This window comes from Candidatus Nitrososphaera sp. 86-2 (assembly GCF_056726185.1).
Genome location: NZ_JBWZON010000001.1, coordinates 573,884 through 599,321, shown reverse-complemented (window position 1 = coordinate 599,321; position 25,438 = coordinate 573,884). Strand labels below are relative to the sequence as shown.

Sequence of the window (25,438 nt, the reverse complement as noted above, 5' to 3'; positions counted from 1 at the left end):
ACATGAGATCTATAGTTGGCAAGGTACGTCATTTCGCTCATCAGAGGGGACGGAATAGGGCCAGAACAGACTGCTGCTGCTAAAAAGATCCTTGAAGCGATAAGCGACAACACATCTACGAAATTCACAATAAACGAGGTCGAGGCAGGCGATGCGGCCCTTGCCAAGCACGGAAAGGCGCTCCCCGAGTTTTCAGTCGACACCATCAAGAAATCACAGGCATGCCTGAAGGGGCCTGTGGGCGAAAGCGCTGCCGATGTCATCATAGTCCTCAGGCGCATGTTTGACCTTTATGCAAACGTCAGGCCGGCCAAATCGTACCCAAACATCCAAGCGCTTTCTCCAAGGGTGGACATGGTGACTGTGAGGGAAAACACAGAAGACGTCTATCTCGGATGGGAGTTCAACGCCGACCCGGGCACGGTGGTCGCCCTCAGGATAACCTCCGAAAAGGCGTCAAGGAGGATAGCAGAGTATGCGTTCAAGACGGCGACGATTCGCGACAACAAGCGAAAGGTGGTCGCGGTGCACAAGGCAAACGTGATGCGCAAGAGCGACGGGCTCTTTGCGTCAGTATGCAGAGAAATAGCCAAGAAATATCCCAAGATACAGTACAGCGAGCTCTATGTCGACGCGGCATCGATGAACCTCATCCGCAACCCGGAAGAGTTTGATGTAATCGTCACCACCAACCTCTTTGGTGACATCCTGTCCGACGAGGCCGCGCAGGTGGTAGGCGGGCTCGGCATGGGCCCGGCGGCGAACATCGGCGAAGGCTTTGCGCTCTTTGAGCCTGTCCACGGCGCGGCGTTTGACATTGCCGGGAAAAATGCCGCAAACCCGTCGTCGATACTGCTCTCCGCCAAGATGATGTTGGAATGGCTTGCAGACAGGCAAAAGGACAAAAAGACGGCAGAGCAGGGCGCCCGCATAGAGGAAGCCATCGTCAGCCTGCTAAAGCAGGGCAAAAAGACCAAGGACATCGGAGGAGGCCTGTCCACTACGGAATTTACAGACCTCGTGGCAAAAGAGATGTTTTCTTCTAGCTAGCAGCTAGTTTTCCTTTGGCGCCAGCTTTTGCCAGGCAATAATCATGAATACGAACGGTATTGTGAGGATCGCAGTCGTATAGAGCACAGGTTGGATAACTATGGCGCTTGCTTCGTAGCCTCCCAGCTGCAGGAACGGCAATGGGAATATCGTGAATATCCAGTATCCAAAGATGACGCCGAGGAGGAACTTGTTGCGCTTGAGCACCGCGGCGAGGCTGATCTTTTTTATTCCTTTGCGGTCGCACGTCACGCACTTTACCGTGGTGCCGCTCCCAGTCACATCAGTCGGGACGATGCATGAGGTGCAGATTTTGTTCTGGCAAAAATAGCACTTTTTTTCTGCAAAGCGCGAGCCGCATATGGAACAGTTTGCCATTGGTTACCAGAACGTTGGCGGCTATGCAATATTACCTTTGCCGTCGCCGGTTCCGCAGGACCCACGCGGCTTGGCGCGGCGGAGAACGGCAAGCTTGTGTGTGTGCGCGTGTGTCAGCATAGAGAGACACCAGCAAGTTTTTCTACCCTACTTTTGTTTCTTGCAAACACAAAGCATGTCTTTTGCCTTTCAAGAGTGCAAGCACATGGCGCTCTTTTACGATGACGAGCTGCAGCGCGATGACGAAATAATACGCTTCATCAACGGGGCCTGAAAGGCGGCCAGCTGTGCATTTATGGCACGGTGCGCGCAGCAGACAGGGAATACTTTAAGGCGATGTCTTCTCGCATCACAAATTACGAACAAAATGTCAAGGCGGGAAACCTGATGGTTATAGACTTTGCCCCATTCTACGACGCCGCGCTAAGGCACGACCTGACTCTGTACAAAAAGGTTGGACAAGAACTTGAAAGGATGCTTGGCAAGAAGAAAGACATGAAAGTGAGGTACGTGGGCGACGCGACGGGACGCCTGTTTGGTAACAAGCACTTTGACGAATGCTTCATGATAGAATCCTGGTGGCAGGACATCAGGATGCAGACCGTAATGACGCTCTGCCTGTTTCCAAAATCGCTCATGGGAACCTCCCCGTTTGACCGCGAGAAAGGCAGATTGTCCAGACCCACAATGTCATCCTGGATTTGCATGTGCTTGCGTACAACACAGGCCAAGAGCCGATAACCGCCAGAAAGCTGAAAGAGGCTTTGGCAAAGCTGGAAAGCCTAGTCGGCAGGGCAGTGACAGATGTGCTGGTCGATGAGATGAAGCGGCGCGGAATAGACCTGTCCAGCAACAAGTCTTATTTTCTAAAAGAAATTCACGGGGTGATCGATGTACTGTTTGGGCAAGACGCCGCAAAACTGATCATGGAGCGGCTGGAAAAAGGTTTTTCAGATAAAGATCTATAACACAGATACATCATCCACGTTGTGTACCGGCACCGCGAGATGATACCGACTTGATCAAGGAGGGTTTGGAGCAAAGATCGCTCCAGAGGCGCACGCCGTGCAAAGCAAAACCTAAAATATCCATATCTAAACAGTTGGTGAGGGTCAAAAAATTCCGACACTTCAACAGACCTACACAGGCTATGCGGCCAAACTGATGCTTGAAGACGGCACTGTTTTTGCCGGGACAGGTTTTGGCTATCCGTCAGAGATTACGGGCGAAGTCGTTTTCAATACGGGCATGGTGGGCTACACCGAGACCCTGACCGACCCGTCGTACCGGGGGCAGATACTCTGCATGACGTACCCCCTCGTCGGCAACTATGGTGTGCCGAGCTTTGACGTCAAGGATGAATATGGACTGCCCAAGTTCTTTGAGTCAGACAGCATACAGGCCAAGGCCCTTTTGATTCACGATTTGTCAGATGTCGCAAGCCACTGGAGCTGCGTCAAGACCCTCGACCAGTGGCTGTACGAGCAAAAGATACCCGGCATCTGTGGCATCGATACGCGCGAGCTGACGAAAAAGCTGCGCGTGCACGGCGTCATGACGGGCGCAATAGCGGTATCAGACAAGGAACCCGTAGACGACGCAAGGATGAGAAAGCTGGTGACAGGTGCGAAATACGAGGGCCTCAATTTCATGCCTGAGGTGTCGACGCCCAAGATACAAGAGTACGGCGACAAGGACAAGCCCTGCGTCGTGCTCCTTGACACCGGCACGAAATACAGCATCATCCGCAACATTATCCGCACGGGCTACCGCGTGGTACGTATGCCGTGGGACGCGCCGTACGAGCAGATAATGTCATACAAGCCAAAAGGCGTGGTCATAAGCAACGGGCCGGGCGACCCCAAGGTCTGCACGAGCACGATAAAGACGGCGACGAAACTGATAAAGACGTCGACTCCGACGCTTGGGATATGTCTTGGCAACCAGATCCTCGCGCTTGCGGGAGGCGCTGACACTTACAAGCTGAAATTCGGCCACAGGGGGCAGAACAAGCCCTGCGTGGACTTGCGCAACATGCAGTCGTACGTCACCAGCCAGAACCACGGCTATGGCGTCGACCCAAAGAGCCTTGACGGCACGGGATTCAAGGTGTGGTTTGCAAACGCCGACGACGACACGGTGGAGGGAATCGAGCACGCCAGCAAGCCGGTGATAGCAGTTCAGTTCCATCCTGAGGCGTCACCGGGACCTTACGACTGCATGTTTGTGTTCGACAGGTTCAAGCAGATAATCGACGCCGGCGGCAAAATCACTGACGGCGTCAAGGCAAGGAAGGAGGAAGAAAAGCCAAAGATGAAAAAGAAGAAGTCAGCAACAACAACGACAACAAGAAAAAGAAAGGAGGGGAGAAAAGTCGCCAAGAGATGAGTCGATAAAGAAGGTCCTCGTGCTAGGAAGCGGGGCAATAAAAATCGGAGAAGCGGGCGAAAGCCAGTAAAACTGGCCGCAAATTCGACTACTCCGGTTCGCAATGCCTCAAAGCCCTAGAAGAGGAAGGGGTGAAGAGCGTACTCATAAACCCTAACATCGCCACGATACAGACCGACACGCGCTTTGCAGACAAGGTGTACCCAGTCCCGATAAACACGCAGTACGTCGAACAGGTGATAAAAGAGGAAAAGCCCGACTCGATAATGCTCGGGTTCGGCGGCCAGACCGCGCTCAACTGCGGAGTCGCGCTGCACGAGCAGGGGATACTTGAAAAGTACGGAATACGCGTGCTTGGGACCCAGATAAAGGGCATCGAGGTAACAGAGGACAGGCAGCAGTTCAAGGACGCGATGGCAAAAAGCGACGTGCCGGTGCTCAAGAGCTACGCCGTCAATTCAATCCCGGACGCGTTAAAGGCGGCAAAAGATCTTGAATACCCCGTTATAATCAGAGTCGCGTACACGCTCGGTGGGCGCGGGGGCGGAGTCGCGTACAACGAGATAGAGCTGCAAGAGATTGCGCAGCGCGGCCTGAACCTTAGCATGGTGCACCAGGTGCTAATCGAGAAATACGTTGGCCACTGGAAGCAGGTGGAATATGAGGTGATGCGCGACTACCACGGAAACAGCGTGATTGTTTGCAACATGGAAAACGTGCTTGCGATGCGCGTGCACACTGGCGACAACATTGTGATTGCGCCGTCGCAAACGCTCAACAACCATGAATATCACATGCTGCGTTCGGCGGCCATCAGGGGGACGAGCTACTGCGGCATCGTCGGCGAGTGCAACATCCAGTTCGCGCTTGACCCCGAGTCAGAGCAGTACACTGCAATCGAGATAAACGCCCGGCTTTCAAGGTCATCGGCGCTCGCAAGCAAGGCCACTGGATACCCGCTTGCATACATGGCGGCAAAAATCGGCCTTGGATATTCATTGCCAGAGCTACTAAACAGGATAACCAAAGTAACAACAGCATGTTTCGAGCCGTCGCTTGACTATTGTGTGCTAAAGATGCCCCGGTGGGACTTCAGCAAGTTCGAGCTTGCCAAGCGCAAGCTTGGTAGTGCCATGAAGTCGGTCGGCGAGGTCATGGCGATTGGCCGCAACTTTGAGGAAGTCTTGCAAAAGGCGATAAGGATGTCTGCCACGGGCAAGGACGGCCTCGTCGCAAACGGAAACGACGTGCAAGAGGACGACATCGAGCGCATAGAGCAGTCTCTTTTGCAGCCAAACGATGAGATAATCTACAGCGTCGTCCGGGCCATGAAGGTAGGTATGAGCATCGAGCGCATCTACCAGCTGTCGGCAATCGATCCGTGGTTCCTGACAAAGATAAAGAACATCGTCGACACTGAGGAGAAGCTGAAAAAGGCAGGCAGCTTTGACGGCGAAATGGTCAGGGACGCAAAGAAGATAGGCTTTTCCGACAGGCAGATAGGCAGGTGCCTTGGCACCGATGAGATGCAGGTGCGCGCAATGCGTGAAAAACTCGGGATAAAGCCGGCAGTCAAGCAGATAGACACGCTTGCGGCAGAGTGGCCGGCCAAGACCAACTACCTCTACCTCACCTACGGCGGCAATGAAGATGATGTAGTGGTAAAGGACGTCAAAAATAACACGAGCAGGATGGTAGTCCTGGGCGCCGGCCCGTACAGGATAGGAAGCAGCGTCGAGTTTGACTGGGGCACTGTCAACATGGTGTGGGGCCTGAAGGAAAACGGCGTGAAGGAGATATCGGTCATCAACTGCAACCCGGAAACGGTATCGACGGACTATGACATCTGCGATAGGCTGTACTTTGAAGAGCTGACGCTGGAGAGAGTGCTTGACATCTGCGACAAGGAGCACCCTACTGGCATCGTGACCTGCGTCGGCGGCCAGACAGCAAACAACCTGACTCCGAAACTGGCCAAGAACGGCATAAAGATAATCGGCACGAGCAGCGAGGACGTTGACAGGGCGGAGGACCGCGCCAAGTTCGGCCAGCTCCTCGACACGCTTGGAATAAAGCAGCCGGCGTGGAGGCAGTTCACGCACCTTGCAGAGGCCAAAGAGTTTGCCGAGACCGTCGGCTATCCCGTCCTCGTCAGGCCGTCGTACGTGCTCTCCGGCGCGGCCATGAAGGTGGTATGGGCAGAGCAGCAGCTGGAACGGTTCCTGACCGACGCCACGAATGTCAACCCAGAGCACCCTGTCGTCATTAGCAAGTTCCTGCAAGACGCGGCGGAAGTCGAAGTCGACGCAGTAGCAGACGGCAAGGACGTTCTCATCGGCGCGATAATCGAGCACATCGACAACGCAGGCGTACACTCTGGCGACGCCATGATGAGCATACCGCCGTGGAGGCTTGACAGGCACATCATGGAGACGATTACCGATTATTCTGTCAAGATAGGCAGGGCGCTAAGCGTCAAGGGACCGTTGAACATCCAGTACCTAGTCAAGGACGAGCAGGTGCTAGTCATCGAGGCAAACGTGAGGGCGTCCCGCTCGATGCCCTTTGTGTCCAAGTTTGCCGGCGTCAACCTCATCAACCTCGCTGCAAAGGCGATGCTCGGCAAGCCGCTGCCGGCAAAGGCTAAGGACATGTGGCTCAAGGCTCCAGGCTTTGGGGTCAAGGTCCCGCAGTTCTCTTTCATGCAGCTAGAAGGCTCGGACATTGTCCTTGGGGTAGAGATGCAGTCGACTGGCGAAGTCGCGTGCTTTGGCAACACGTTCTATGACGCGCTGTCAAAGGCGTACATGGCGGCTGGGTACTCGCTTCCGCTTTCAGGCTCTGTCCTGATAACAATCGGCGGGCAAAAGAACAAAGAGAAACTGCTACCACTGATCTCGATGCTCGCATCGATGAACTACAAGATCCTTGCGACTGAGCACACGGCCGAGTTCATGGAGAACAACAACGTCAAGGACGTGGAACTGGTGCACAAGATAAGCGAGCCGGGACGCAAGCCCAACATCGCAGACATGCTCTACGAGCGCAAGCTGGATTTCATCATCAACATACCGGCGACTTCGACTCTTGAAAAATACGTCGGCATGCTGCAGGACGAGTACCTGATACGCAGAAAGGCAGTCGAGATGGGAGTTCCGGTGCTCACGACAGTCGAGTCTGCCAGCTCGTTCATCAAGACCCTAGAGTGGCTGCGCACAAACACGCCGACTCTTGGACCTCTCGGTAACTACGCAAAACTTTAGGCTTTTGTTCTTGAACAAAAAATCTGATCTCTTTTGTTTTTCAGAAAGAGTCGATTTTTTTCTTATATCCGAAGGTAATTTAATTGCTTGTAAATTATATATAATTTTCGCTAGTAACCTTATACTTTTCTCTTAATCGCGAGATAAAGTTTACAAATGTTAAATATTTGGCTACCGTTTTTCTCTTTTAGGAACATTGAATTAATTAATATGCCACTTGAAGCAGGCAGGGCGCTCAAGATCATTGCCAACTGGTCGCTCAACAGGGCGCAGAGACGAAAGCTCCCTTTGGCGGCCGTTTTTTCCATGACGCATTACTGCAACTTTTACTGCCCTATGTGCCCATTTGGAGATCCGGACAAAGCCAAGCAACTAAAGTTTGCGACAGCGCACAACATGAACACGGAACAATGGAAGACAGCAATGACCAAGGCGGCCAAGTACTGCATATGGTCGTTCATGGAAGGAGGAGAGCCGACTTCGCGGCAGGATTTCATAGAACTTGTCCAGCACCTGAAAAACATACATCTGCCGGTCACTGTAGTAACAAACGGCTCGCTCCTCCATAATTTTGACGTCGATGTCCTTCGGCACGATGTTGACAAATTCTGCCTGAGTATCGACTCTATCCACAAGGACTCTTTTTGCAAGATCAGAGGGGTAACGGCCGAGGTTTACGACAGAGTGATGAGAAATTTGCAGATGCTTGACGAACACAACGTCAACAGGTACACAAACGCGGTCATTACAAAATGGAATGCGGAGGAGTTCATAACCGGAGAGTATTTTGATCGCATCCATAAAGAATTTGGAATTGGCCTTGTGACGCCTACGCTGGTTGAAGACAGGGTAGGCGTCGCGTACGAAACTCTGTCGCCGGACGCCAAAACCATCCGCCAGATTGCGCAGGGCATCCTGAAGTACATGAATACACACGATGCGCCACGCATAGGCGTGCCTTCGCTGTACTGGAGGCAAATAGTCGATTTTGGAAGGCCAGTATTCAAAGAGTGTGGGGTGTGGAAGGGCCTTACGGTGCTGGCGGATGGCTCTGTGCGCGTCCCGTGCTGGAAACTGGCTGTCCCGACTCAGTCGTACAATATTTTAGAGCACGACATAGAAGAGATATGGAACATGCCGGAATGGGAAAATTTGAAGGGGTGCCATGAATGCGAACACCTTACCTGCATATGGTTATCCTCCCAGAATATCATAACCGGCCTTGACTGCATTCGAAACATCAGCTGACACAGCACATATGCTCATGTGTATATATGTGTGCGCGTGCCTGCATTCCTATTACTACTCATAGCACGCTTGCAAGCGCGGACTCGTCGTCACCCACGATAGAGCCGTCCAAGGTTATCACCATGCATCTCTCGACTGCCCCGGCGTCCATTATCCGCGACGTAATCGGCGATGTGGACCTGCGGGGATAGCTTCGCTCGCCTGACGAGTAGAGGTACTTGTTGAAACTTGGGACGATGACAATGTCGACGCTGCCCCGCTCTGAAGAAAAAAGCGCCTCCTTTTTTGCCTGTATCGATATCCACACTCGTTCGCCGTTTATTACGCTCCCTTTTTTCATAAAGACCGGGTGCACGTGGCCCATGACAATCCTGCGCACGTGCGAGCGCGCGTCAGAGGGCATACTGTGGCCGTGCAGAAAAAGCGTGTCGCCTATCACCATGCCCTTGCTTGCCGCGACGTTGACGCTGTCAGGAACGAGGTGCCTAATGTTGCTGTCGTGGTTCCCCGGCACCAGATAGACATCCGCGGCAGAAGATAATCCTTTGAAAAAGGCGGGTATATCGTCCCATTCCTGCTTGCTAATTGCACCCACGGTGTTTTTGATGTCACCAAGGAGCACCAGGCCGACGGCCTTTTCCTTTGTCAAGAGCGACAGCAGCTCGTTCTGCATCTCGCGCACCAGACTCGACCGCACCGTTATCCCTTTTGCGCCTAGCTCTGCCTCCAGCCCTATGTGCAGGTCAGACACCACCACGTAGCGCTTGTCATCCTCTGCCAAGAGCGCTGCATGGGGGTGGAGCGGGCGGACCTTCACGCCAGTTTTATATCCCGACTCGCAGATAAACCACACGAGAAAGCACGTGTCGAGAATTGACAGCGCGGTAGAGTCCGGGAGCGTCAAGATGCTCAGGTTTGCTCCTAGCGGCCGCAGACTGTGGATAGTGGTGGGCAGGGACAGCGAGTACTGGACTGATCCGGAGCTGGGTTTTTGCTCCTGCAAGGACTTCTACTTTTCTACACTCTCAAAGGGCGAGCCGTGCTACCACCTAAAGAGCGTGCACAAGGCGATGCTGGACGAAAAGTTCATGGCATTCGAGTTTTCTGATGACGAGTACACTGCCTTTCTGCAGGCACTTGCTCAGGACAGCGCCAGCCAGCTTTTGCGCTAATCACACATTTATTATCCAATCCTGCTACCCGTGTGCTGTGCCTGTAGCAGCAACAGCTACCGTCATCGTGATAGGCTCCGGCGGAAGAGAGCACGCGCTTGGGTGGAAGCTTGCCCAGAGCCCCCGGGTAAAAAAAGTGTATTTTGCACCGGGAAACGGCGGTACGGCTGAAAACGTCGACATCAAGCCTAATGAGATTGAAAAGCTAGTGGCGTTTGCAAAAAAGCAGGGCAAAGACTGCCTTGCCATGGTGGGCCCGGAAGAGTCGCTTTCCCTTGGAATCGCCGACGCCTTTGAAAAAGAGGGCCTGCGGCTTTTCGGCCCAAAAAAGCAGGCCGCGATGCTAGAGACGAGCAAGGTGTTTGCCAAAGAGTTCATGCAAAAGGCAGGAATCCCCACCGCTGCGTTTGCTACGTTTTCCGACGCGCAGCAAGCCAAGGACTACATCTCTAAACAAAACAGGCCGCTGGTAGTCAAGGCTGATGGCCTTGCGGCCGGCAAGGGAGTAATAGTGTGCGACAGCGCTCAGCAGGCAGCAGAGGCGGTCGACAAGATAATGGTTGCAAAAGAATTTGGAGCTGCAGGCGGCAAGGTGGTGATAGAGGAAAGGCTATCCGGCGAGGAAGCGTCGTTCATAGCGCTGTGTGACGGCAAGACAATAGTCCCGCTTGCGTCAAGCCAGGACCACAAGCGGGTCTTTGACGGCGACAAGGGCCCAAACACGGGAGGCATGGGCGCGTACTCGCCTGCGCCGGTGGTCGACAGCGCGTTGCACGAAAAGATAGTAAAGAGGGTGATGGAGCCGGCGCTCAAAGAGATGAACGCAAGGGGCACGCCGTTTACCGGCTTTTTGTATGCGGGCATCATGGTCGATGAAAAGACAGGCGAGCCGTACGTGCTTGAATTTAACACGAGGATGGGCGACCCAGAGTGCCAGCCTATAATGATGCGCATGAAGTCTGACCTCTACGAGTACATCGACGCGGCAGTAGCAGGCAGGCTCGCCTCGATGCCTGCAATAGAGTGGCGCGACGGGACGACCGTGTGCGTGGTCATGGCTTCCCGGGGCTATCCCGGCGCGTACAAGAAAGGAGAGGTCATCGAGGGTCTCGGCGACTTTGGCCCGGACACGATGGTCTTCCACGCCGGAACCGCAAAGGACTTGCAGGGCAGGACAGTGACAAACGGCGGCAGGGTGCTTGGCGTCACGGCGGCAGGCAAGGACGCAAGGCACGCGATAGAAAACGCGTATTCGGCGGTCAGGAAGATACACTGGGGCGAAAACGGCCACTATTACAGGACCGACATTGCAAGGCGTGCCCTCTAGTAGTACAATATCCCGTTTTCGGTGGCAAGGGCGCCCAGCTTTCTGTCAAATCTCCCGCTTGGAAGCACGTCTGCTATCTGTATAGAATAGGCAAGGCCCATTGAAAACGACGCTCCGCCCTTTGCGATGAACCTGTCGTAATAGCCCTTGCCGTAGCCTACCCTGCACCCCTTGCGGTCAAACGCCACGCCGGGTACAAGCAGCAGGTCTACATGCTCGACTGGCCTCTTTGGCGCCGGCTCCATTACGCCGAACCTGCCCTCGACGAGTTTGTCTGCCGGCTCGTACTCGTACAACCTCATGTCGTTTCCCTCTGTTCGTGGGAGAGCCACCTTTTTGCCCTGTTCCTTTGCGATTCCTATCAAAAGCACGGTGCGGACCTCGGAGCCCTTGGGATAGTACGCTCCGACGACCTGCGCCTTTTCAAACTCGTTGCTCTTGGCAACATTTTCCTGCACTAATACGCTTTGCCGGTCTATGTCCAGAGGCGAAAGAGCGTCGCGCTTTGCAAGCGCCCCGCGGCGTATCCTTTGCTTTTCCTTGCGCGTGTCGTTCAGCTGGATACCCCTCGCGAGACCGACGCCGCAGAGACGGTGTTTTTCATCAGCATCGCTATCGTCATCGGGCCCACGCCCCCGGGAACGGGCGTTATCCACGACGCTTTTTTCTTCACCGCCTCAAAGTCAGAGTCGCCGGCGAGTTTCCCGTTTACCCTGTTTGTCGCAACGTCGATGACTACTGCGCCCTGCTTTACCATGTCCGCAGTCAGGGTAAAGCGCTGGCGGTTTCCTACCGCGGTTATGATGACGTCGGCCTGCTTTAGTCGCGCTGCAAGATCTCTGCTTTTAGAGTGACAGACAGTCACGGTGGCATTGCGCTCTAGGAGCATGAACACCAGCGGCTTGCCTACAAGGTTGCTCCTGTTTATTATCACTACATCTTTGCCCTCAAGGGCTATCTTGTAATAGTCGAATATCTCCATCACGCCGGAAGGCGTGCAGGGCTTTAGCAGCGCCATGCCGTTCTGCAGCATCCCGGCGCTGTACGGAGTCAGCCCGTCCACGTCCTTTAGCGGGCTAATGGTGTTTATTATTGCAAACTCGTCAATGTGTTTTGGCAGAGGCAATTGCACCAGTATGCCGTGCACCTCAGGGTCGCTGTTCAAGAGCTGTACGAGCTCCAAGAGTTCGTGCTGCTTGAAGGTCGCGGCAAGCCTGTGGTCGCGGGTAGCGATTCCAAGCTCTTTTGCGGTCTTTTGCTTGCTGTTGACGTACGTCGCTGACGCCGGGTCGTCGCCAACGAGCACAGTCGCAAGGCACGGGGTTATCCCCGATGCCTTCAGCTCCTCGACTGCCTTTTTCACGCGCTCTTTGACGTCCTGGGCGACTGCAAGCCCGCTTAATATCTGCGCCACCAAACAAAGACAGGAAAAGGCCGGGCACTATTTTGCTTTTCCGATTCTTTGCAAAAATGACAAACTAAATTAATAAGAATTGCCAAGTTAAGGAGAGTCAATAATAATGAACGCCAAATTTTTCCAGAGGCGCTGGCTGGATTTCAGAAACGGCCACAGCATTTATCTCGTCTTTACGATGGCGTTTTTGCAGTTTGTAATCACCACCTACACCCTTGGAATAGAGCGTTTTGAGGTGCTAAAGGGATTGTTCCCGAGCATGGGCGTATGGGCCGTCATATTTGTCGCGATTTACGTACCAGCTGCCGTTGCCATAGGCTACTGGCACAAGAGGAACCAGTACTCGGTAGAGAACGAAGCATTGCTCAAAGAGAACTGGGTGTGGGCGTGGATAATGATGTACGAGATCCGCCTGATAGAAGGCAAGGCGACACCGGAAGAGACGCGCCTAGTCAAGGAATTCTTGGAGGGTGTGCTAAAGAGGCAAAAGAAGGACGCGCTCATGAGTCACTACGTCGATGACATCCTGAAGCGCGAGACACCGCCTTCCAAGGCTTTGGACTAGCGGCTGTGCTAGGGGAGCACAGGCGCGGCCCTTGTGAAATGCTGCTGCATGTTTTCACTGTGACTTTTGCGCAGAGCCATCCTCTCTAGAATCGCTCATACTAACTCTTGCGATTTATATCGCCAGAATAAAGAACTCATTATTGCTCTGATTACAGCAGTCTAAAAATGCAGCGGGCATTTCAGACCGGACGTTTCTGACATATAGTCATCGGCGCAATGTGTTACGACTTGAATTTTCTTTCTGCCAGTACAAAGCTGCTTCTTTCTGCAGCGATGGCAGCTATGCTGCTAATGACTACCATAAACGCGCCTACAAAGGCGCACGCGCAGAGTTCAGGCGCGTGTAACTGCGTGATATTCCGGCTCGACGACGTACAGGACTCTTGGATAGTTCCCGTCCAGTCTGCCATCATCAACAAGTTCATCGAAAGAAACGAGACGCTCGACATTGCTCTGATAATGAACTCTATCGGAAACGACCCTGCCATAGTCAACGAGGTGAGGCAGGCGTTGGCAACTGGCCTCATCGAGACATCGCTTCACGGGTGGAACCACGTGGACTATAGCAAGCTCTCCTTACAGCAGCAGCACGACACGCTGCAGATAGCCAACGCCAAGATGCAGGAACTGTTTGGCAGAGAGAGCGCCATCTTTGTGACCCCGTATAACGCGTACAACGACGACACGCTCAGGGCGATGAACCAGCTGGGCCTGAAGATCATAAGCTCCGAATTTGACGGAGAGATTGAAAGCATCTACGACCCTGACAACCCGGATAGCCCCGGCAACAAGGTGTACAAGGCGACCGCTGGCTCTGACATCAAAGACTCGCAAGGAATCTACCATATGCCGCAGGTAGTCGGCTTTTACACATACGATTCCGACCCACCGACAAAGACCCCATTATCCTTGATTGAAGAAAAGATAGACAGCACCATTGCAAGCTACGGCTATGCAGTGGTGACTTTGCATCCGCAGGATTTCACGGTAAAGGACGCAGGCAACAAACCCACCGAAACCCTCTCGCAGAAGGAGATAAAGGATCTCGACACTCTGATAACGTGGATAAAGGACCAGAAATATTCCACAAAGTCGTTTTCAGAAGCGACCCACGTTTCGCTTCCGCCCATAATCGACAAGGCATCTCCGGAAATTACGCCGCCTCCCGACAAGGCGGTCGTTTCCTCGTCCAACCTGACCCGTGTGGACCTCGGAAGGCCGTTCGTGTCGGACAACGTAGACTCTAGCCCGGCAGTGGCCAACGACGCCCCGGCGGCAGGCTTTGCGCAAGGGATGACCAGGGTAACTTGGACTGCCACCGACAAGGCAGGCAACGTTGCCACTGCAATCCAGTACGTGTTGGTGGCCCAGGTTGCAGACAAGACCAGGCCCACGATCACAATCGCCGCGCCAGCAAGCGGAGCCACAATCAGTGCAAATGCTTCCACCACGATCATCCAGGTAAAAGGGACCGCCTCTGACGGCGACTCTGGAGTCAAAGCGGTTGAGGTGCGCACAAACAACACAGGCTACAAGGCCGCCAAGCAAGAAATATCAGGCAGCTGGTCCAACTGGACTGCCACCGTAAAGGTAAAGCAGTCAGGAAATACGGTGATTATCGCAAGGGCAACGGACTTTTTCGGCAACCAACAGTGGGCCAACATCCCAGTGACGGTCTTGCTGAACACAACTGCGCAAGCCGCGCCTGCCGCAAACGCGCCGGCAAACCATGCCGGCGCATCTGAGGGTCGCGGGGCGCCGCAGGTTCCCGGCAACGACGGCTCTGCACCACCGGCGGTCAGGGATAACTTGCCGGGCGCAAACGAGTTGATGACAGCGAGCTTCAGGCGACCAATTCAACCGGCCGGCTGAAGGGCAGTGTACAGATAGCAGAACACCTAGACGCCAAGCTTTTTCTTTATGCGCGCAAACTGATAGTCGCGTATGTACTGCCTCATCTCGCCGTCGTGCATACTGTCATAGCCGGCGTCCTTTGGCTTGTACGACAGGTAGTAGTAGAGCATGTACACCGCGCCAAGCCTTCCTGTCGGTTTTCCGCTTGCAAAGTACAGAAAGAATCTGCCCAGTGCAAAGAGTGGGTGGTAGCCGAGCGTCCTCATGCTTGCGCCAAACTCGTAAAAGTGGTGGTTCTTGCCGAGTGGACGCGTGTGCTCAAACCTTGCGTCGTTGAACACCTTAAAGGCATAGCCATGCCGCACCGCAGAGTAGAGCACGAGCGATTCGTAGCCCATCTTTTCGGGGTACAGTCCGTGGTGCCTGTCGAAAAATTCCATCCTGACAAACCTGCCGCCGCCATGTGGGGCGATAGCGTCCTTGTCTTCATAGTTGCCAGACGCGATGGCCATCTTTTTGTCCGCGTCCAAGTGGCGCAGCATCTTTTCGGCATAGTCTCGCTCGTAGACCGTGTCGTCCGTGCCTATCATGTGATAATCCACAGTAGGCAGGTTGTGATCTCTTGCGTACTGGATGGCCTTGTTCCAGTTGCTCACCACCCTTGCAATATTGTAGCCGAGATCAGGGTTCGTGATCACGTGCAGAGAAGGCCAGCCCGACTGCAGCTGCCGCAGTATGTCAGCCGTCCGGTCCTTGGAACCGTCGTCTATAACTATGACATAGGAGGGTGGGATAGTCTGGGCCTTTAGCGAATGCAGCGCCTCCTCGATGTTGTTCTCAGAGTTTCTGCACGTCACTATCACAAAATAAGAACCCAAGGCGTGTATACGAGATTATGTAGGGTTGCAATAAATAAATTCCTGTCGGCTAGAGCTTCTCGCTTCCCTTCATGGTCTTGCTGACAAAGAGCCGCCACCACACTTCAAGCGCAAGCAGGAGCAACATCTTGTTGATATAGCGTATGTCCGGTTCTTCTTGCACCTGCAGCTTTTCAGTCGTTTTTTGCACCCAGTCGCCGCTTATTGCGCCGGCCTGGACAATCTGAGAGTCTCCGCTGTTGTTGACGTACTGTTTTGTGATCTCTTGCCCCGCCTTTTTCCACAGCGAGACAGAGTTTGCAGAAAAGCCTTTCTTGACAGGTTCTATCTGTAGGCGCTCGGCCTTTAGTATGGCGCGCAGCGGAAGCTTGCCCGTAGCTGACTGGCTGTCATATTTTGCCTGCCAAGGCAGGTGTGTGGCGAATTTTATCATAGAGCTTGAAAGAAAGAGCGACTGAATCTTTATTCCATAGGCTTTGGAAAACGCCATGTTGGCAGGCAGCCAGTCAAACAGCAACTTGCCGTTCCAGTCTGCAAGGAACACCTGATCGAGCGGATCGAGCCTGTTTGTGAAATGGTGTTTCAAAAGCCCGTAGATCCTGTTCCACGAGAACTTGACCTTTGGCCCAAAGATCTTTTCCTGGTCCGGCACCCAGTCCCGCTCGTGGCATGACATGTAGAGCCTTGCCTTTTCCTTCCAGCTCGCTTTTTTCGTCAATAGAGAAAGGTACTTTTGGTACCGAAAAGTATAGCCGGCAAACAGCTCGTCGCCCCCATCGCCGGAAAATATCGTCTTTTCTCTGCACGCCTCAAACGCGTACGCCTGGTAGAGGTTCCACCTAGGCTCTCTTGCGATTTTTACCAGCCTCGGTAGGCCGCTCAAGACATTATCCAGAACAAGCCCGTCAAAGTCGCAGCCATAGATTCCAGCGATTTTTCGCGCTGCTGACACCTCATCATCTCCTTCTCCAAACCCCATGCTGACGCACGAGACGTCGATGTCGGGTCTGAATTTCCTTAGCAGGGCAAGCGTGAGGACGGAATCCACGCCGCCGCTCAAAAGCACAGAGATTCTCTTTTCCTTGACGCGCGCAAGGTCACCCTCAATGATTTTCAATACCTGCGCTTGCGCGTTGCCGTCGGCCTTGACAGGTTTAAAATCAGATGCTGCAAGCGGCTTTTTAGGCGGCTGCCTGCGTGGGTTGTAGCGCAGCGTGAGAATGTTTGCTATTGCGTCATGGTCGACTGCTGCAGGCACTATAACATGAAAATAAAGGCATCCTTATTTATTTTAGCAGTCAGTCCTTGTCAAGCTCGACCTGTTCGAGGCGCGTCAGGGCCTGCACAATCTCCTTCTGCAGCTGCTCGATGCTCTTTTCCTCCGCCTTGAACTGCTTCTTTTCAGAATCATCGCGGATCTTTTCCGGTATGGGCATCACCTGCACGCGCTCTATAACCACTGGCGCCGCGCCTGCCTTTGACATCTCGGCAAGTTTCTGGTCAAGGGCGGAAATCTTGTTTTCAAGGAGCGACGCGAGGTTGTTGCGCATGTCTGCAAGCTCTGAATATTCCGCCACGGGTTTTGTGGTTGCTATACTTTCGTTGATGGCGTCGAGTTCGTGCTTGTATTTTACGAGCAAGCGGTCGCGCTCTAGCCGGTCAATCCTGCCGTCCTGTGCGGCCTCGTAGACGCGGGTTATCGCCTCTGCGGCCAGAGTTTTTTCAAACACGAGCGAGGCAAGTTCTGCCTTGGCATCGCTTGCGGTTCTTTGCTGTTGCTGCTCTTGTTGTTTTTGCTCTTTTGGTTTTTTCGCCCTTGCTGTTGCCCTGTCTATTAGTGCAGCAGAAATAGCGCCTGCCACAGAAGAGCCTGCAATGACGGCTAGCTCGCCCGACATCCCCACAAAACTTGGCAGAGCTTACAGAAAAGGTTTGCTAGAGCACCTGGCGCTTTATCCAGGTGTATTTGCGCATCGTCGCTTCAGGGTAGCCGCACTTGGAGCACTGCTTGTGGCGCTTGTGGTAAGAGTTGTGGCCGCACCTTCTGCAGCGAATGTGGGTCTTTTTGCGGGTAAAATTACCCATCGAGGTTGTGCCTTTCGTCATCTTTGCTCACCCTCAACCTACTTTGGAGGCGGAGAGATAATGACCACGTTGTCGCCCCTTACGACAATCGTCCCGAGGTCATTTGACTTGCCTTCCTCAAGGATTTCCACAGAGTCTTCGAGCAACAGGTTCATGTGCTGGTCAAAGCCGTGCAGGTTTCCCCTGATGACCTTGCCACCTTTCAACTTGATAAGCACGACTTTTCCAAGGCTCTCGTCGAGAACCTTAACTGCCATATCAACGGACATGCGATATTTACCTAGGGTAAGGCGCCTAAATGCCATATATTAAAATTCGCACGCGTTTAATCGGCAAGTTCGGAAATCGTCTTGGCAAGGCCAGTAACTATTTCCTTTAGCAAATGCTGTCCCGTTTCCGCAGACGCCTTTTTTGGATCTCCCCAGACGCCGTTGCCAGTCATCTTCACAAACGAGCCGGGCGAGTTTGCGATGCTTGCGTAGGCGGCCTTTGATTTTGTCGTCGGCTTTATCTTGCCTGCCTTTGCCTTGCCCATCTTGACCAGTTCCGGCGCGATTGCAAGCACCAGCGACGTCTCGACCTCGCCGGCGTGGCCAAGCTCGTCGTTTTTCATCTGGTGCCAGTAGTGGAGCACGTGGACGGAAACGCCTTCAGGAATTCTGCCCACGAGGTCCTGGGCTATGTACTGCAGCGCGCCGATGTTGCCGTGGTGGCCGTTGATTATTATTATCTCCTTGGTGCCGTGCCCGGCAAGGGCCGCGCATGTGTCGCATATGAGCGCCGACAGAGTAGAGTTACGCAGTGACACATGGAACATCGGGTCGTGCTCGAACGAGACGCCGTAGGCTATGGCAGGAAGCACCAGCGCACCCACCTTTTGCGCGACCAGCTTTGAGACGTGCTCTGCTATCAGGGCGTCGGTCGACACCGGCAGGTGGGGGCCGTGCTGCTCCAGCGAGCCGACAGGGATTATCGCCCTCGTAGTCTTTTTGAGCGCGCCCCAGAATTCAGGGTCGCTCATGCCAAAGACGGACACGTTTATTCAGCTAAAAGCGCGGCGCCGGCGTTAAGAACTTGTCGTCGTCTTATCTCGGGGAGACTTGTGCACGAGCACCTTGCCCCAGTACACCTCAAGGCGGTTCCCAAGGTAAAGCTTTACCGCCTCAAAGAGCGTCTCTGCCTCAAGCTCCTGGCCCTTCTTCTTTATCGTTTCCAGCGTGTCGCTGTCGGACACCTTGAACGACTCTTGGCAGACTATGGGTCCTTGGTCGAGGTCTTCTGTGACAAAGTGCGCCGTGCACCCCACTATCTTGGCGCCCCTCTCGTATGCCTGGACATAAGCGTAGGCGCCGGGGAACGCCGGCAGTAGCGACGGGTGTATGTTGATTATGCGGTCTGGGTAGCGCCAGACAAAGTTTGGCGTGAGGATGCGCATATAGCGCGCAAGCACTATCAGGTCTACGTTGTACTTTTCGATGAGGTCAAGTATGTTCCTCTCTGCCTCGGCTTGGTCTGTATGAGATACAGAATGGAATGGGATGCCTGCCTCGTCGGCGATGAGTTTGAGCGAAGGCTCGCTTCCAATCACCACTGCGAGGTTGGCCTTTATCTCGCCCTTTTTGCGGCCGACAAGTATCCTGTTTATGCAATGAGACTCCTTGCTCACCAAAATTGCGACGTTTCTCAGCCTGTCCGGCTCTTGGTAATGGACCTTGATTTCCATCTGGAGCCTCTTGGCAAGGTCCTTGAGGCCAGCGTCAAGCTCTTTTCTTTTGGTCTGCGCAAACGACGCCTCTAGCTGCATCCCAAAGAGGCCGCGCACCACATTCTGGTTTATCTTTTCGATGTTGCCGCCATTCTTGAAGATAAAGTTGGTAATGTCGGCCACCACTCCCTTGCGATCCTTGCCCACGACCGTTACTTCGATTATGGTCTTTGCAGCGGCAACCATCCAAGACTGATAGCGCCGGGGCATGATAAATAAATCTTACATCATGATGTACAAGCTCGTACAGGCGAACAAACAGGCGCTTTTTACCACGTATGAGGTAATCCTACATCGTGGTGCGTTTATGACGAGCGAGATGGATTACATCCACGAGTCGCTTTTGTATGCAGGGTACAAGCCGCGTGCAATGGTCAGCGACCTAATGCACGACGCCATAACCAGAGCGTTTGAGCTTCTTGGAGAGTCGTGCTCCAGCCTCTTTCTCAACCACTTGTCGACGATTCGCAGGCTCCCAAGGCACATAGTGCTGACCAGGTACGACCTGATATCCAAGGCGATAAGCCAGACGTTCGGATACGGGTCGGAGGTGTTTATGCACGAGATAAGGGCAAACCTTCTGAGGAACCTACCGCACCTAGACAATTCCCTTTCCACGGCGGAGATAATCTACCTGGCCCACAAGGCAGAGGCTCTAAGGTTCGTGCGCAACCTCAGAAGCGGGTACGCGGTTCTTATCCACAATAGCTATAGCAGCAGAGACGAGGTGCTCGGCTCGTTTTTCCAGCCTACAAACACCCATTGGCCCGCAGACACAGAGGCAAGCAGGTTTGGAGCGATAAAGTATGACAACTACGGCAACATAACCGCAGGCGGCAGGACCTACTGCAACTTGGTGTTTTGCAGGCATCCATTATCATTATCAAAAGACCGAGCGCCAAGCCATACGCGCACAAGGGCAAGCGGGGATGGACGGAGCAGAGCTTTTCTTTGCACTTATAGCACCGACCAAGCCAGCAAGGACTTTACAAACACGGCGCTCGTCCACGACCACGTCATAACCGACCAGCCCTTCATCGTCTATTCAAGGCCATGACGTACACTCTTTTCTCAACAGGACCGCCATGCATCAACCTTAAATAACGGTGGGGCGAATGGAGCCTGTTGTACGTCGAGGCTTGCATAAAGGCAAGTACTTTTGAGGTCCCCTAGCCAATGCGTTTTCTACCCGCTAAAACCCCAGAACTTTGAGCAGACATGAGGCCACCACAGAAACCCCAAAAGCAGCCGCAATCAAAGAGCTCAAGAAAGGATTATGACTACAACAAGCCGATAGGCAAGTGCGTCGTCTGCTACACCCTTTCCGGCTGGCATTGCTACGAGTGCGGAAACGATTTCTGCCAGACTCACTACTACGAGCACAAGGACCGCAACCAATGCAAGGCGGTCTGAAAGCACATCTTGTTTTGCGGAAACTATTGTGTGTTGCAGTACACACGCTTTTTGAAGAGTTACGGCAAGCAAGATTAAAGCCTCGCCGTACGCGGTGTTTTCACATCGTGCCAAGACGGGGCTTTGTACCGGCCAGCACCCAGTCAACGTCTTTTAGTCCGAGCGGCCGGAGGAGCCGCGCCCTTCTTCTTCGTCGTCTTCGCCTTCGCCCTTTTCAAAGTCCAGCTTGGATTCGATCTTTTTCTGAAGCTCCTTGTAGATCTTGTACTTGTTTGTCCACTTTGAAAGTACGAACCACTGCCTGATTCCGAGCACCAGCCATACGAGCACGACTACTGTTATCAGTATGCGTACCGCGTCAAATGCAGGGCTGAAGGCAGGCGGGCCCGGCGGGCCACCTTGGTGCTGCTGCCACCATGCCCCCCCTCCGCCGCTTCCTCCAAACGGAGGCCCAAACGTGGCAAATATGATGACAATTGACACTGGCACTATCACCATGATGGTGACTATCATCATGATGAACATCTTTTTGGTCTTGTTTATCTGGTAGATTATCTCGTCCATTATCCGAAATGGGCTGTCGCGAGATTCATCCTTTCCCGGTGGCGCCGTCACGAACTACATGCCCCCTTTGCGTTATAAAAAACGCTGGTAACAAAGTTACCTGTCTTCATCCTTATCATCGTCATCATCATTGGGATTTGCTCTCCCGGGGAAACAGAGCCTCGTACGGCTCCAGTATTTCATTCAATATTGCCCTGCCTTTTTCAGACAGCCTGTATTTTATTATCGTCTTGTTACCCCACAGCTCCTCGAATCTAGTCAGTAGGTCTTTTTCCACCATGTCGTCGATTATCACCTTGTGCTTGACGTTGTTGAGCCCGCAGTAGCTCATCAGCTTGCTCTGGTTGAGCTCGCCGTATTCTGACAGCTTTAGCATTATGTCTTTGCGTATGTATATCCTGTCGCGGTATTCGTGGACCAATTTAACCAGGCTTTCCGGGCTTGGCGGCAGTCAGTACAGGATCAACAGGGTTAGCAAACCTGTCGTCAGCAAGCGGCATTATCATTAATAGCACCATAGTTAAAGCTCACTAAAAGGGCTTTTTGGCGGAGTAGATTAAGGGTGTGGTAACTAAGTTACGTGTCTTTGGTTGACAACCGTTAAAATAATTTCTGCCGATGTTTGGGCATGACAAAAACTCTAAAACGCGTATTGGCAGTGGGGCTGGCCGCTGCGACACTTGCAGTAGTCTTGCCCTTTTTTGCAGGCGGATTTCTGGTGTTGCAGCCAGGCCTTGCGCCGCTGATAGTGCAGGCAGGGCTCTTACCGGGAGCCGGGCCGACATGGTTTGGGCCGGTGCTTGGCATGAGCGCCGTCATGATGTCCGCAGGGGCGTTCGTCGTGTCGTGGAAGCAGAGGTCGTTCCTTGTGGCAGGGCTGCTGGCTGTTAGCGGCGCCATGTTCATGATGCCTGCCCTGATAGCTACTGGATATTTGGCAGTCATCGTGGTCCCAGGTCCCATATTCGGAGTCATAATCGGCCTAGGCATATTCGGCCTCGGCGTTGCAAAGGGCGTGATGAGCGCAAGGGCCGTGTTGCCGGCAACGACCGTAACAAGGTGATGATTAGGAAAAATGTCGAGAATCAACGCCAGTCGCAACGTGCCTGCCCCGGTGGACAGGGTGTGGGAGATAATTGCAGACGTTGACAGCGAGCCAAAGTACTACCCAGGGCTTAACTCCGTCAGGAACATTAGCAGGGATGGCAACATCATTGAAAGAGAGGTGACGGTCGGCTTTAGGGACTCGCGTGGAAGGCAGACAGTGATGCTGAACCCCAAAAAGTCTGTGGAGATAGTCATGAGGGAAGGCGTAATGACAGGCAGAAGGAAGATCACGCTGACCCCCCTTGATGGAGGCTCGGCAACAAAGATAGACATTTCCTGGGACATAGAAGTGCCCGGCGTGCCGGTGTTGTTCAGAGGCAACGTGAAGAACAGCATCGCAAAAGGAAACGAGGAGGCGCTAGACAGGATTGCCAGAGCAGCGCAGTAGCACCAGCCTGGCGGCACTTTCGCGCAGGTACGCCGCAATAGGCATGGGGATACACCTGGCAGGATTTGCACTTGGATTTGCCGGCGAAGGGCTGATTCTGCTTGGCGCCATCGGCCTGAATTCAGTCGCGGCGACACTTGAGCCCATAGGTGACGGGCTGTACGGCCTTGGCCTTGTCATAGTTATCGCAGTCGCAGCGCGTGCCGGCGTATCTCTGAAATCGCTGATTGCCGCGGGAAGCGTTATCGGAGTTGGCATATTTTACAAGTCAGCCGTGCATGAAATTCACATTGCTTCCGGCATAGGCTTTGGGTTTCCTCACACGGCCCACATCGGCCTTGGAGCCATCCTGATAACGCTTGCAGCAGCCGCGCTCGTAGTGCTTGCGATCCGCAGAACCAGAACACAGGGAGTGCAAGTTGAATGATGAACGAATCTAATCAATCACTTTCAAGCCGCATTATAACAGGAGGCCGAGCCAAGTAGCATGAGCGAATGGCAAACAGACCGCACAAGGAAAATCATAGGCTGGAGCATAGTGGGAGTGATAGCCGCGATCGGAGTGTCCATTGTTGTGTCGCTGTTGCTGGCTCCCCAGCTTTCAAGCGGATACCACTACTACTATCCGTTCTTTCCGTTTCGTTTCGGCTGGCTTGGCGGCATCTTTGTGATATTCCTAATCTTCATCGTGGCGAGGTGGCTGCTCTGGCCCTGGAGGGGAAGAGGATGGGGTTACTATCGTTACCCGCCGCAACAATACAGGCAGGATGCAGAGTCGATTGTCAGGGAGAGGTACGCAAAAGGCGAGATCACAAAAGAGCAGTTTGAGCAGATGCTGCGCGACCTGCGACAGCAGGAGGGCTAAGATCTTGCCATGCATAGACGCCAAGGCATCGTCGCTCTGGTGCAAGGCCAGTTCGCTGCAAGGAAAAGAGGTGCGGCCGGCATGAATGTCACCCTAGATAGGATGAACAGCAGTGGCAGAAGAGGGTTTGTAGGCGCCACAAGGATAGCAAAGACGCTGGGCAGAAGGTGGGCGCTTTTGATCCTTGAAAACCTAAGCGCAGGAGAACCGGCGAGCTTTGGCGACCTGAAACGCGTCCTTGCGGGAATCAGCGGCACAGTGTTGTCAGAGCGCCTAAAGGAGCTGGAGCGCGTGGGCCTGGTGGTCAAAAAGACCGGCGGAGGAAGAAGATCGGCAGGAGTCAAGTACAGGCTTTCAGACTGTGCAAAGGAGCTTGAGGCCATCATGGAGGAAATCGGCAGTTGGCAGGCCAGATGGAAACCTCTAGTGTAACGACTACTGCAAAAGCTTCTAGAGGAAAACGTCATTTTCTGTGAAACTCATTTTAGATTTGGAGGAATAACTATAGCGGCGAGCAATGAGGATATTGCACCTTTCTCACGATGGTCTTCCGGACTGGCGGGTCGAAAAATCGGCTCTGACTGCGTCAAAGCAGGGCCACGAGGTGTATTTTGCGGGGAAAAAGATTGCAAACGGATACGTGCCAAAAGCATTCAGCAAGACGTACGAGATAGACTGGACGGCAAAGGCGCTTTATGGAATCCCGTACTACTGGCATTCGGTAAAGGGACAGCTCGGCAAAATCCTCGCGCAGGTCAGGCCGGACGTTGTGCACGCCCACAACCTCTTTTCGGCAAGGCTCGTCAAGGATTTCGGTGAGCACTTTGTATATGACGACCACGAGTCGTGGTCAAAGCACTCGCTTCTCCTGAGAGAGATGGAAGAAGCGCAGGAGCGGCAGCATCGCGCGAGCAGCCTGGCGCATTCCATCAGGTCCATTGCGGCACGGACCAAAAAGAGCGCGATAAACCGCCACGCGACCAGCCTGTGGACAAAGTGGGAGAAGGAGGTACTGGATTCATCAGAAGTGACAATCACCGTCTCTGATAGGATTGCAAAGGAGCTCAGGCTGGCCTCCGGAAACGGCGCCAAGGTACTAGTCGTCCCGAACTACCCAACGAGGCAGGAGACAAGCGACATTGACGAGCCCCGATACATGGACAGGCTGTCCTCCGTCTACTCGGGAAGCGACGGCGGCGGCCAGGGCAGCAGCTCCACGCTGCCAAACCGCAACATGGACGGCCTGTACGACCTGTTTGATTCCAACAACGGCAACACGGGGAGACTGAGGGTGCTCGGCTGGCAGCAAGCCGCCATTCCGTCCTCAAGGGTAGATTTTGCAGGGTTCCTTCCGAGAAGAGAAATGTTCAAAGAGATGTCGAACAACTCGGCAGGGTTGCTTCCGTGGAGAAAGCACTGGTCACACTACTTTGCCAACCCGAACAAGGTCTACGAATACGCCCACGCTGGCCTTTACGTGATGTGCACTTCCTCCTTTGAAACCGTGACAGAGACGCTGCAGGAAAACTGCTCTACTTTTGACAGCTATAAAGACTTGGCGTCGCAGTTGGAATACTATAGCGAAAATATGGATGAGCTTTACAAGAAAAGAACAAGGACGTTTGAGTTTGCGCGCAGAAATCTGGTGTGGGAGAATTTCGAGCCTGAAATACTGAGGGCCTACCAATCGAGCTAGATGGAGATATGTCTGA

Annotated in this window: 30 protein-coding genes and 1 pseudogene; 18 read left to right on the top strand and 13 right to left on the bottom strand. The window is 53.6% G+C overall.

Translation table 11 applies throughout. The features are described from left to right. Positions 1–15: 15 nt before the first annotated feature. The gene (locus ACYOR7_RS03625; protein ID WP_479913140.1) at positions 16–1,050 is read left to right on the top strand and encodes an isocitrate/isopropylmalate dehydrogenase family protein; all 1,035 of its coding nucleotides are present in this window, start codon (positions 16–18) and stop codon (positions 1,048–1,050) included. A gap of 3 nt (positions 1,051–1,053) precedes the next feature. On the opposite strand, the gene ACYOR7_RS03620 is transcribed toward ACYOR7_RS03625, so the two are convergent. Further along, a complete protein-coding gene (locus ACYOR7_RS03620; RefSeq protein ID WP_294808043.1) occupies positions 1,054–1,428 on the bottom strand; it encodes a B-box zinc finger protein in 375 nt (124 codons plus the stop codon). A 303-nt stretch (positions 1,429–1,731) separates the two neighbouring features. Between ACYOR7_RS03620 and ACYOR7_RS03615 the strand changes: the two genes are divergently transcribed. The 5 genes and pseudogenes from ACYOR7_RS03615 (at position 1,732) to ACYOR7_RS03595 (ending at position 8,327) form a co-directional block, all read left to right on the top strand. Then, the gene (locus tag ACYOR7_RS03615; protein ID WP_479913139.1) at positions 1,732–2,169 is read left to right on the top strand and encodes a hypothetical protein; all 438 of its coding nucleotides are present in this window, start codon (positions 1,732–1,734) and stop codon (positions 2,167–2,169) included. Between the two features lie 23 nt (positions 2,170–2,192). Beyond that, positions 2,193–2,396 (top strand): hypothetical protein, encoded by a 204-nt coding sequence (locus ACYOR7_RS03610; protein ID WP_479913138.1) that lies wholly within the window; start codon positions 2,193–2,195, stop codon positions 2,394–2,396. A 196-nt stretch (positions 2,397–2,592) separates the two neighbouring features. Then, positions 2,593–3,816 carry a glutamine-hydrolyzing carbamoyl-phosphate synthase small subunit gene (carA, locus tag ACYOR7_RS03605; protein ID WP_479913137.1) on the top strand — a complete coding sequence of 408 codons (1,224 nt, stop codon included), beginning with the start codon at positions 2,593–2,595 and terminating at the stop codon, positions 3,814–3,816. 4 nt (positions 3,817–3,820) lie between these two features. Next, a pseudogene (gene carB / locus ACYOR7_RS03600) lies at positions 3,821–7,079 on the top strand (carbamoyl-phosphate synthase (glutamine-hydrolyzing) large subunit). A 210-nt stretch (positions 7,080–7,289) separates the two neighbouring features. Further along, on the top strand, positions 7,290–8,327 hold the full coding sequence (locus ACYOR7_RS03595) for a radical SAM/SPASM domain-containing protein (RefSeq protein WP_479913136.1): 1,038 nt from the start codon (positions 7,290–7,292) through the stop codon (positions 8,325–8,327). A 58-nt stretch (positions 8,328–8,385) separates the two neighbouring features. Here ACYOR7_RS03595 and ACYOR7_RS03590 read toward each other — a convergent pair whose 3' ends face one another. Then, positions 8,386–9,144, bottom strand: coding sequence for a metallophosphoesterase (locus tag ACYOR7_RS03590; RefSeq protein ID WP_479913135.1), 759 nt, complete (start codon positions 9,142–9,144; stop codon positions 8,386–8,388). Positions 9,145–9,190: 46 nt separating this feature from the next. On the opposite strand from ACYOR7_RS03590, the gene ACYOR7_RS03585 reads away from it, so the two are divergent. Both ACYOR7_RS03585 and purD read left to right on the top strand, forming a co-directional pair. Further along, positions 9,191–9,499: a hypothetical protein gene (locus ACYOR7_RS03585; RefSeq protein ID WP_294806127.1), complete on the top strand. Its 309-nt coding sequence runs from the start codon at positions 9,191–9,193 to the stop codon at positions 9,497–9,499. A gap of 37 nt (positions 9,500–9,536) precedes the next feature. Continuing rightward, entirely contained in the window at positions 9,537–10,826 is a 1,290-nt protein-coding gene (gene purD, locus ACYOR7_RS03580; protein WP_479913134.1) for a phosphoribosylamine--glycine ligase, read from the top strand. On the opposite strand, the gene ACYOR7_RS03575 is transcribed toward purD, so the two are convergent. Further along, on the bottom strand, positions 10,823–11,482 hold the full coding sequence (locus ACYOR7_RS03575; RefSeq protein ID WP_479913133.1) for a 5-formyltetrahydrofolate cyclo-ligase: 660 nt from the start codon (positions 11,480–11,482) through the stop codon (positions 10,823–10,825). The two genes, purD and ACYOR7_RS03575, sit on opposite strands and share 4 nt — an antisense overlap. Further along, positions 11,380–12,243: a bifunctional 5,10-methylenetetrahydrofolate dehydrogenase/5,10-methenyltetrahydrofolate cyclohydrolase gene (locus ACYOR7_RS03570; protein ID WP_479913132.1), complete on the bottom strand. Its 864-nt coding sequence runs from the start codon at positions 12,241–12,243 to the stop codon at positions 11,380–11,382. Before ACYOR7_RS03570 ends, ACYOR7_RS03575 begins: the two co-directional genes overlap by 103 nt. A gap of 103 nt (positions 12,244–12,346) precedes the next feature. On the opposite strand from ACYOR7_RS03570, the gene ACYOR7_RS03565 reads away from it, so the two are divergent. Next, positions 12,347–12,805 carry a hypothetical protein gene (locus ACYOR7_RS03565; RefSeq protein ID WP_294806119.1) on the top strand — a complete coding sequence of 153 codons (459 nt, stop codon included), beginning with the start codon at positions 12,347–12,349 and terminating at the stop codon, positions 12,803–12,805. A 293-nt stretch (positions 12,806–13,098) separates the two neighbouring features. After that, on the top strand, positions 13,099–14,679 hold the full coding sequence (locus ACYOR7_RS03560) for a polysaccharide deacetylase family protein (RefSeq protein WP_479913131.1): 1,581 nt from the start codon (positions 13,099–13,101) through the stop codon (positions 14,677–14,679). Between the two features lie 26 nt (positions 14,680–14,705). Here the strand turns inward: ACYOR7_RS03560 and ACYOR7_RS03555 are convergent, their stop codons facing one another. The 7 genes from ACYOR7_RS03555 to ACYOR7_RS03525 are packed head-to-tail and all read right to left on the bottom strand — an operon-like array spanning position 14,706 to position 19,575. Further along, on the bottom strand, positions 14,706–15,539 hold the full coding sequence (locus ACYOR7_RS03555) for a glycosyltransferase family A protein (RefSeq protein ID WP_294806116.1): 834 nt from the start codon (positions 15,537–15,539) through the stop codon (positions 14,706–14,708). A 49-nt stretch (positions 15,540–15,588) separates the two neighbouring features. Continuing rightward, positions 15,589–16,797 (bottom strand): asparagine synthase C-terminal domain-containing protein, encoded by a 1,209-nt coding sequence (locus tag ACYOR7_RS03550; RefSeq protein WP_479913130.1) that lies wholly within the window; start codon positions 16,795–16,797, stop codon positions 15,589–15,591. A gap of 40 nt (positions 16,798–16,837) precedes the next feature. After that, a complete protein-coding gene (locus ACYOR7_RS03545; RefSeq protein WP_294806112.1) occupies positions 16,838–17,437 on the bottom strand; it encodes a hypothetical protein in 600 nt (199 codons plus the stop codon). A 37-nt stretch (positions 17,438–17,474) separates the two neighbouring features. Then, on the bottom strand, positions 17,475–17,645 hold the full coding sequence (locus tag ACYOR7_RS03540) for a 50S ribosomal protein L37e (RefSeq protein WP_294806110.1): 171 nt from the start codon (positions 17,643–17,645) through the stop codon (positions 17,475–17,477). Between the two features lie 17 nt (positions 17,646–17,662). After that, positions 17,663–17,893, bottom strand: coding sequence for an LSM domain-containing protein (locus tag ACYOR7_RS03535; RefSeq protein ID WP_015019730.1), 231 nt, complete (start codon positions 17,891–17,893; stop codon positions 17,663–17,665). Positions 17,894–17,949: 56 nt separating this feature from the next. Continuing rightward, positions 17,950–18,645, bottom strand: coding sequence for a creatininase family protein (locus ACYOR7_RS03530; RefSeq protein ID WP_479913129.1), 696 nt, complete (start codon positions 18,643–18,645; stop codon positions 17,950–17,952). 45 nt (positions 18,646–18,690) lie between these two features. After that, positions 18,691–19,575 carry a formyltetrahydrofolate deformylase gene (locus ACYOR7_RS03525; RefSeq protein WP_479913128.1) on the bottom strand — a complete coding sequence of 295 codons (885 nt, stop codon included), beginning with the start codon at positions 19,573–19,575 and terminating at the stop codon, positions 18,691–18,693. A gap of 22 nt (positions 19,576–19,597) precedes the next feature. Here ACYOR7_RS03525 and ACYOR7_RS03520 point away from each other — a divergent pair, with 22 nt between their 5' ends. After that, positions 19,598–20,446, top strand: coding sequence for a hypothetical protein (locus ACYOR7_RS03520; protein ID WP_479913127.1), 849 nt, complete (start codon positions 19,598–19,600; stop codon positions 20,444–20,446). 161 nt (positions 20,447–20,607) lie between these two features. Then, positions 20,608–20,802 carry a hypothetical protein gene (locus tag ACYOR7_RS03515; RefSeq protein ID WP_294805425.1) on the top strand — a complete coding sequence of 65 codons (195 nt, stop codon included), beginning with the start codon at positions 20,608–20,610 and terminating at the stop codon, positions 20,800–20,802. Between the two features lie 153 nt (positions 20,803–20,955). Here the strand turns inward: ACYOR7_RS03515 and ACYOR7_RS03510 are convergent, their stop codons facing one another. Further along, a complete protein-coding gene (locus ACYOR7_RS03510; protein ID WP_479913126.1) occupies positions 20,956–21,417 on the bottom strand; it encodes a hypothetical protein in 462 nt (153 codons plus the stop codon). A 76-nt stretch (positions 21,418–21,493) separates the two neighbouring features. Continuing rightward, on the bottom strand, positions 21,494–21,742 hold the full coding sequence (locus ACYOR7_RS03505; RefSeq protein WP_479914445.1) for a winged helix-turn-helix domain-containing protein: 249 nt from the start codon (positions 21,740–21,742) through the stop codon (positions 21,494–21,496). Positions 21,743–21,994: 252 nt separating this feature from the next. Between ACYOR7_RS03505 and ACYOR7_RS03500 the strand changes: the two genes are divergently transcribed. The 6 genes from ACYOR7_RS03500 to ACYOR7_RS03475 all read left to right on the top strand — a co-directional run bounded on the left by ACYOR7_RS03500 (position 21,995) and on the right by ACYOR7_RS03475 (position 25,422). Then, a complete protein-coding gene (locus ACYOR7_RS03500) occupies positions 21,995–22,429 on the top strand; it encodes a hypothetical protein (RefSeq protein WP_479913125.1) in 435 nt (144 codons plus the stop codon). 12 nt (positions 22,430–22,441) lie between these two features. Next, positions 22,442–22,861, top strand: coding sequence for a type II toxin-antitoxin system RatA family toxin (locus ACYOR7_RS03495; protein WP_479913124.1), 420 nt, complete (start codon positions 22,442–22,444; stop codon positions 22,859–22,861). Beyond that, complete coding sequence (locus ACYOR7_RS03490) at positions 22,842–23,288, top strand: hypothetical protein (RefSeq protein ID WP_479913123.1); 447 nt, start codon at positions 22,842–22,844, stop codon at positions 23,286–23,288. The genes ACYOR7_RS03495 and ACYOR7_RS03490 overlap by 20 nt, the downstream gene beginning before the upstream one ends. 60 nt (positions 23,289–23,348) lie before the next feature. After that, entirely contained in the window at positions 23,349–23,726 is a 378-nt protein-coding gene (locus ACYOR7_RS03485) for an SHOCT domain-containing protein (RefSeq protein ID WP_294805414.1), read from the top strand. A gap of 9 nt (positions 23,727–23,735) precedes the next feature. Continuing rightward, a complete protein-coding gene (locus tag ACYOR7_RS03480) occupies positions 23,736–24,158 on the top strand; it encodes a winged helix-turn-helix transcriptional regulator (protein ID WP_479913122.1) in 423 nt (140 codons plus the stop codon). Positions 24,159–24,252: 94 nt separating this feature from the next. Next, a complete protein-coding gene (locus ACYOR7_RS03475; RefSeq protein WP_479913121.1) occupies positions 24,253–25,422 on the top strand; it encodes a glycosyltransferase in 1,170 nt (389 codons plus the stop codon). Positions 25,423–25,438 lie beyond the last annotated feature (16 nt).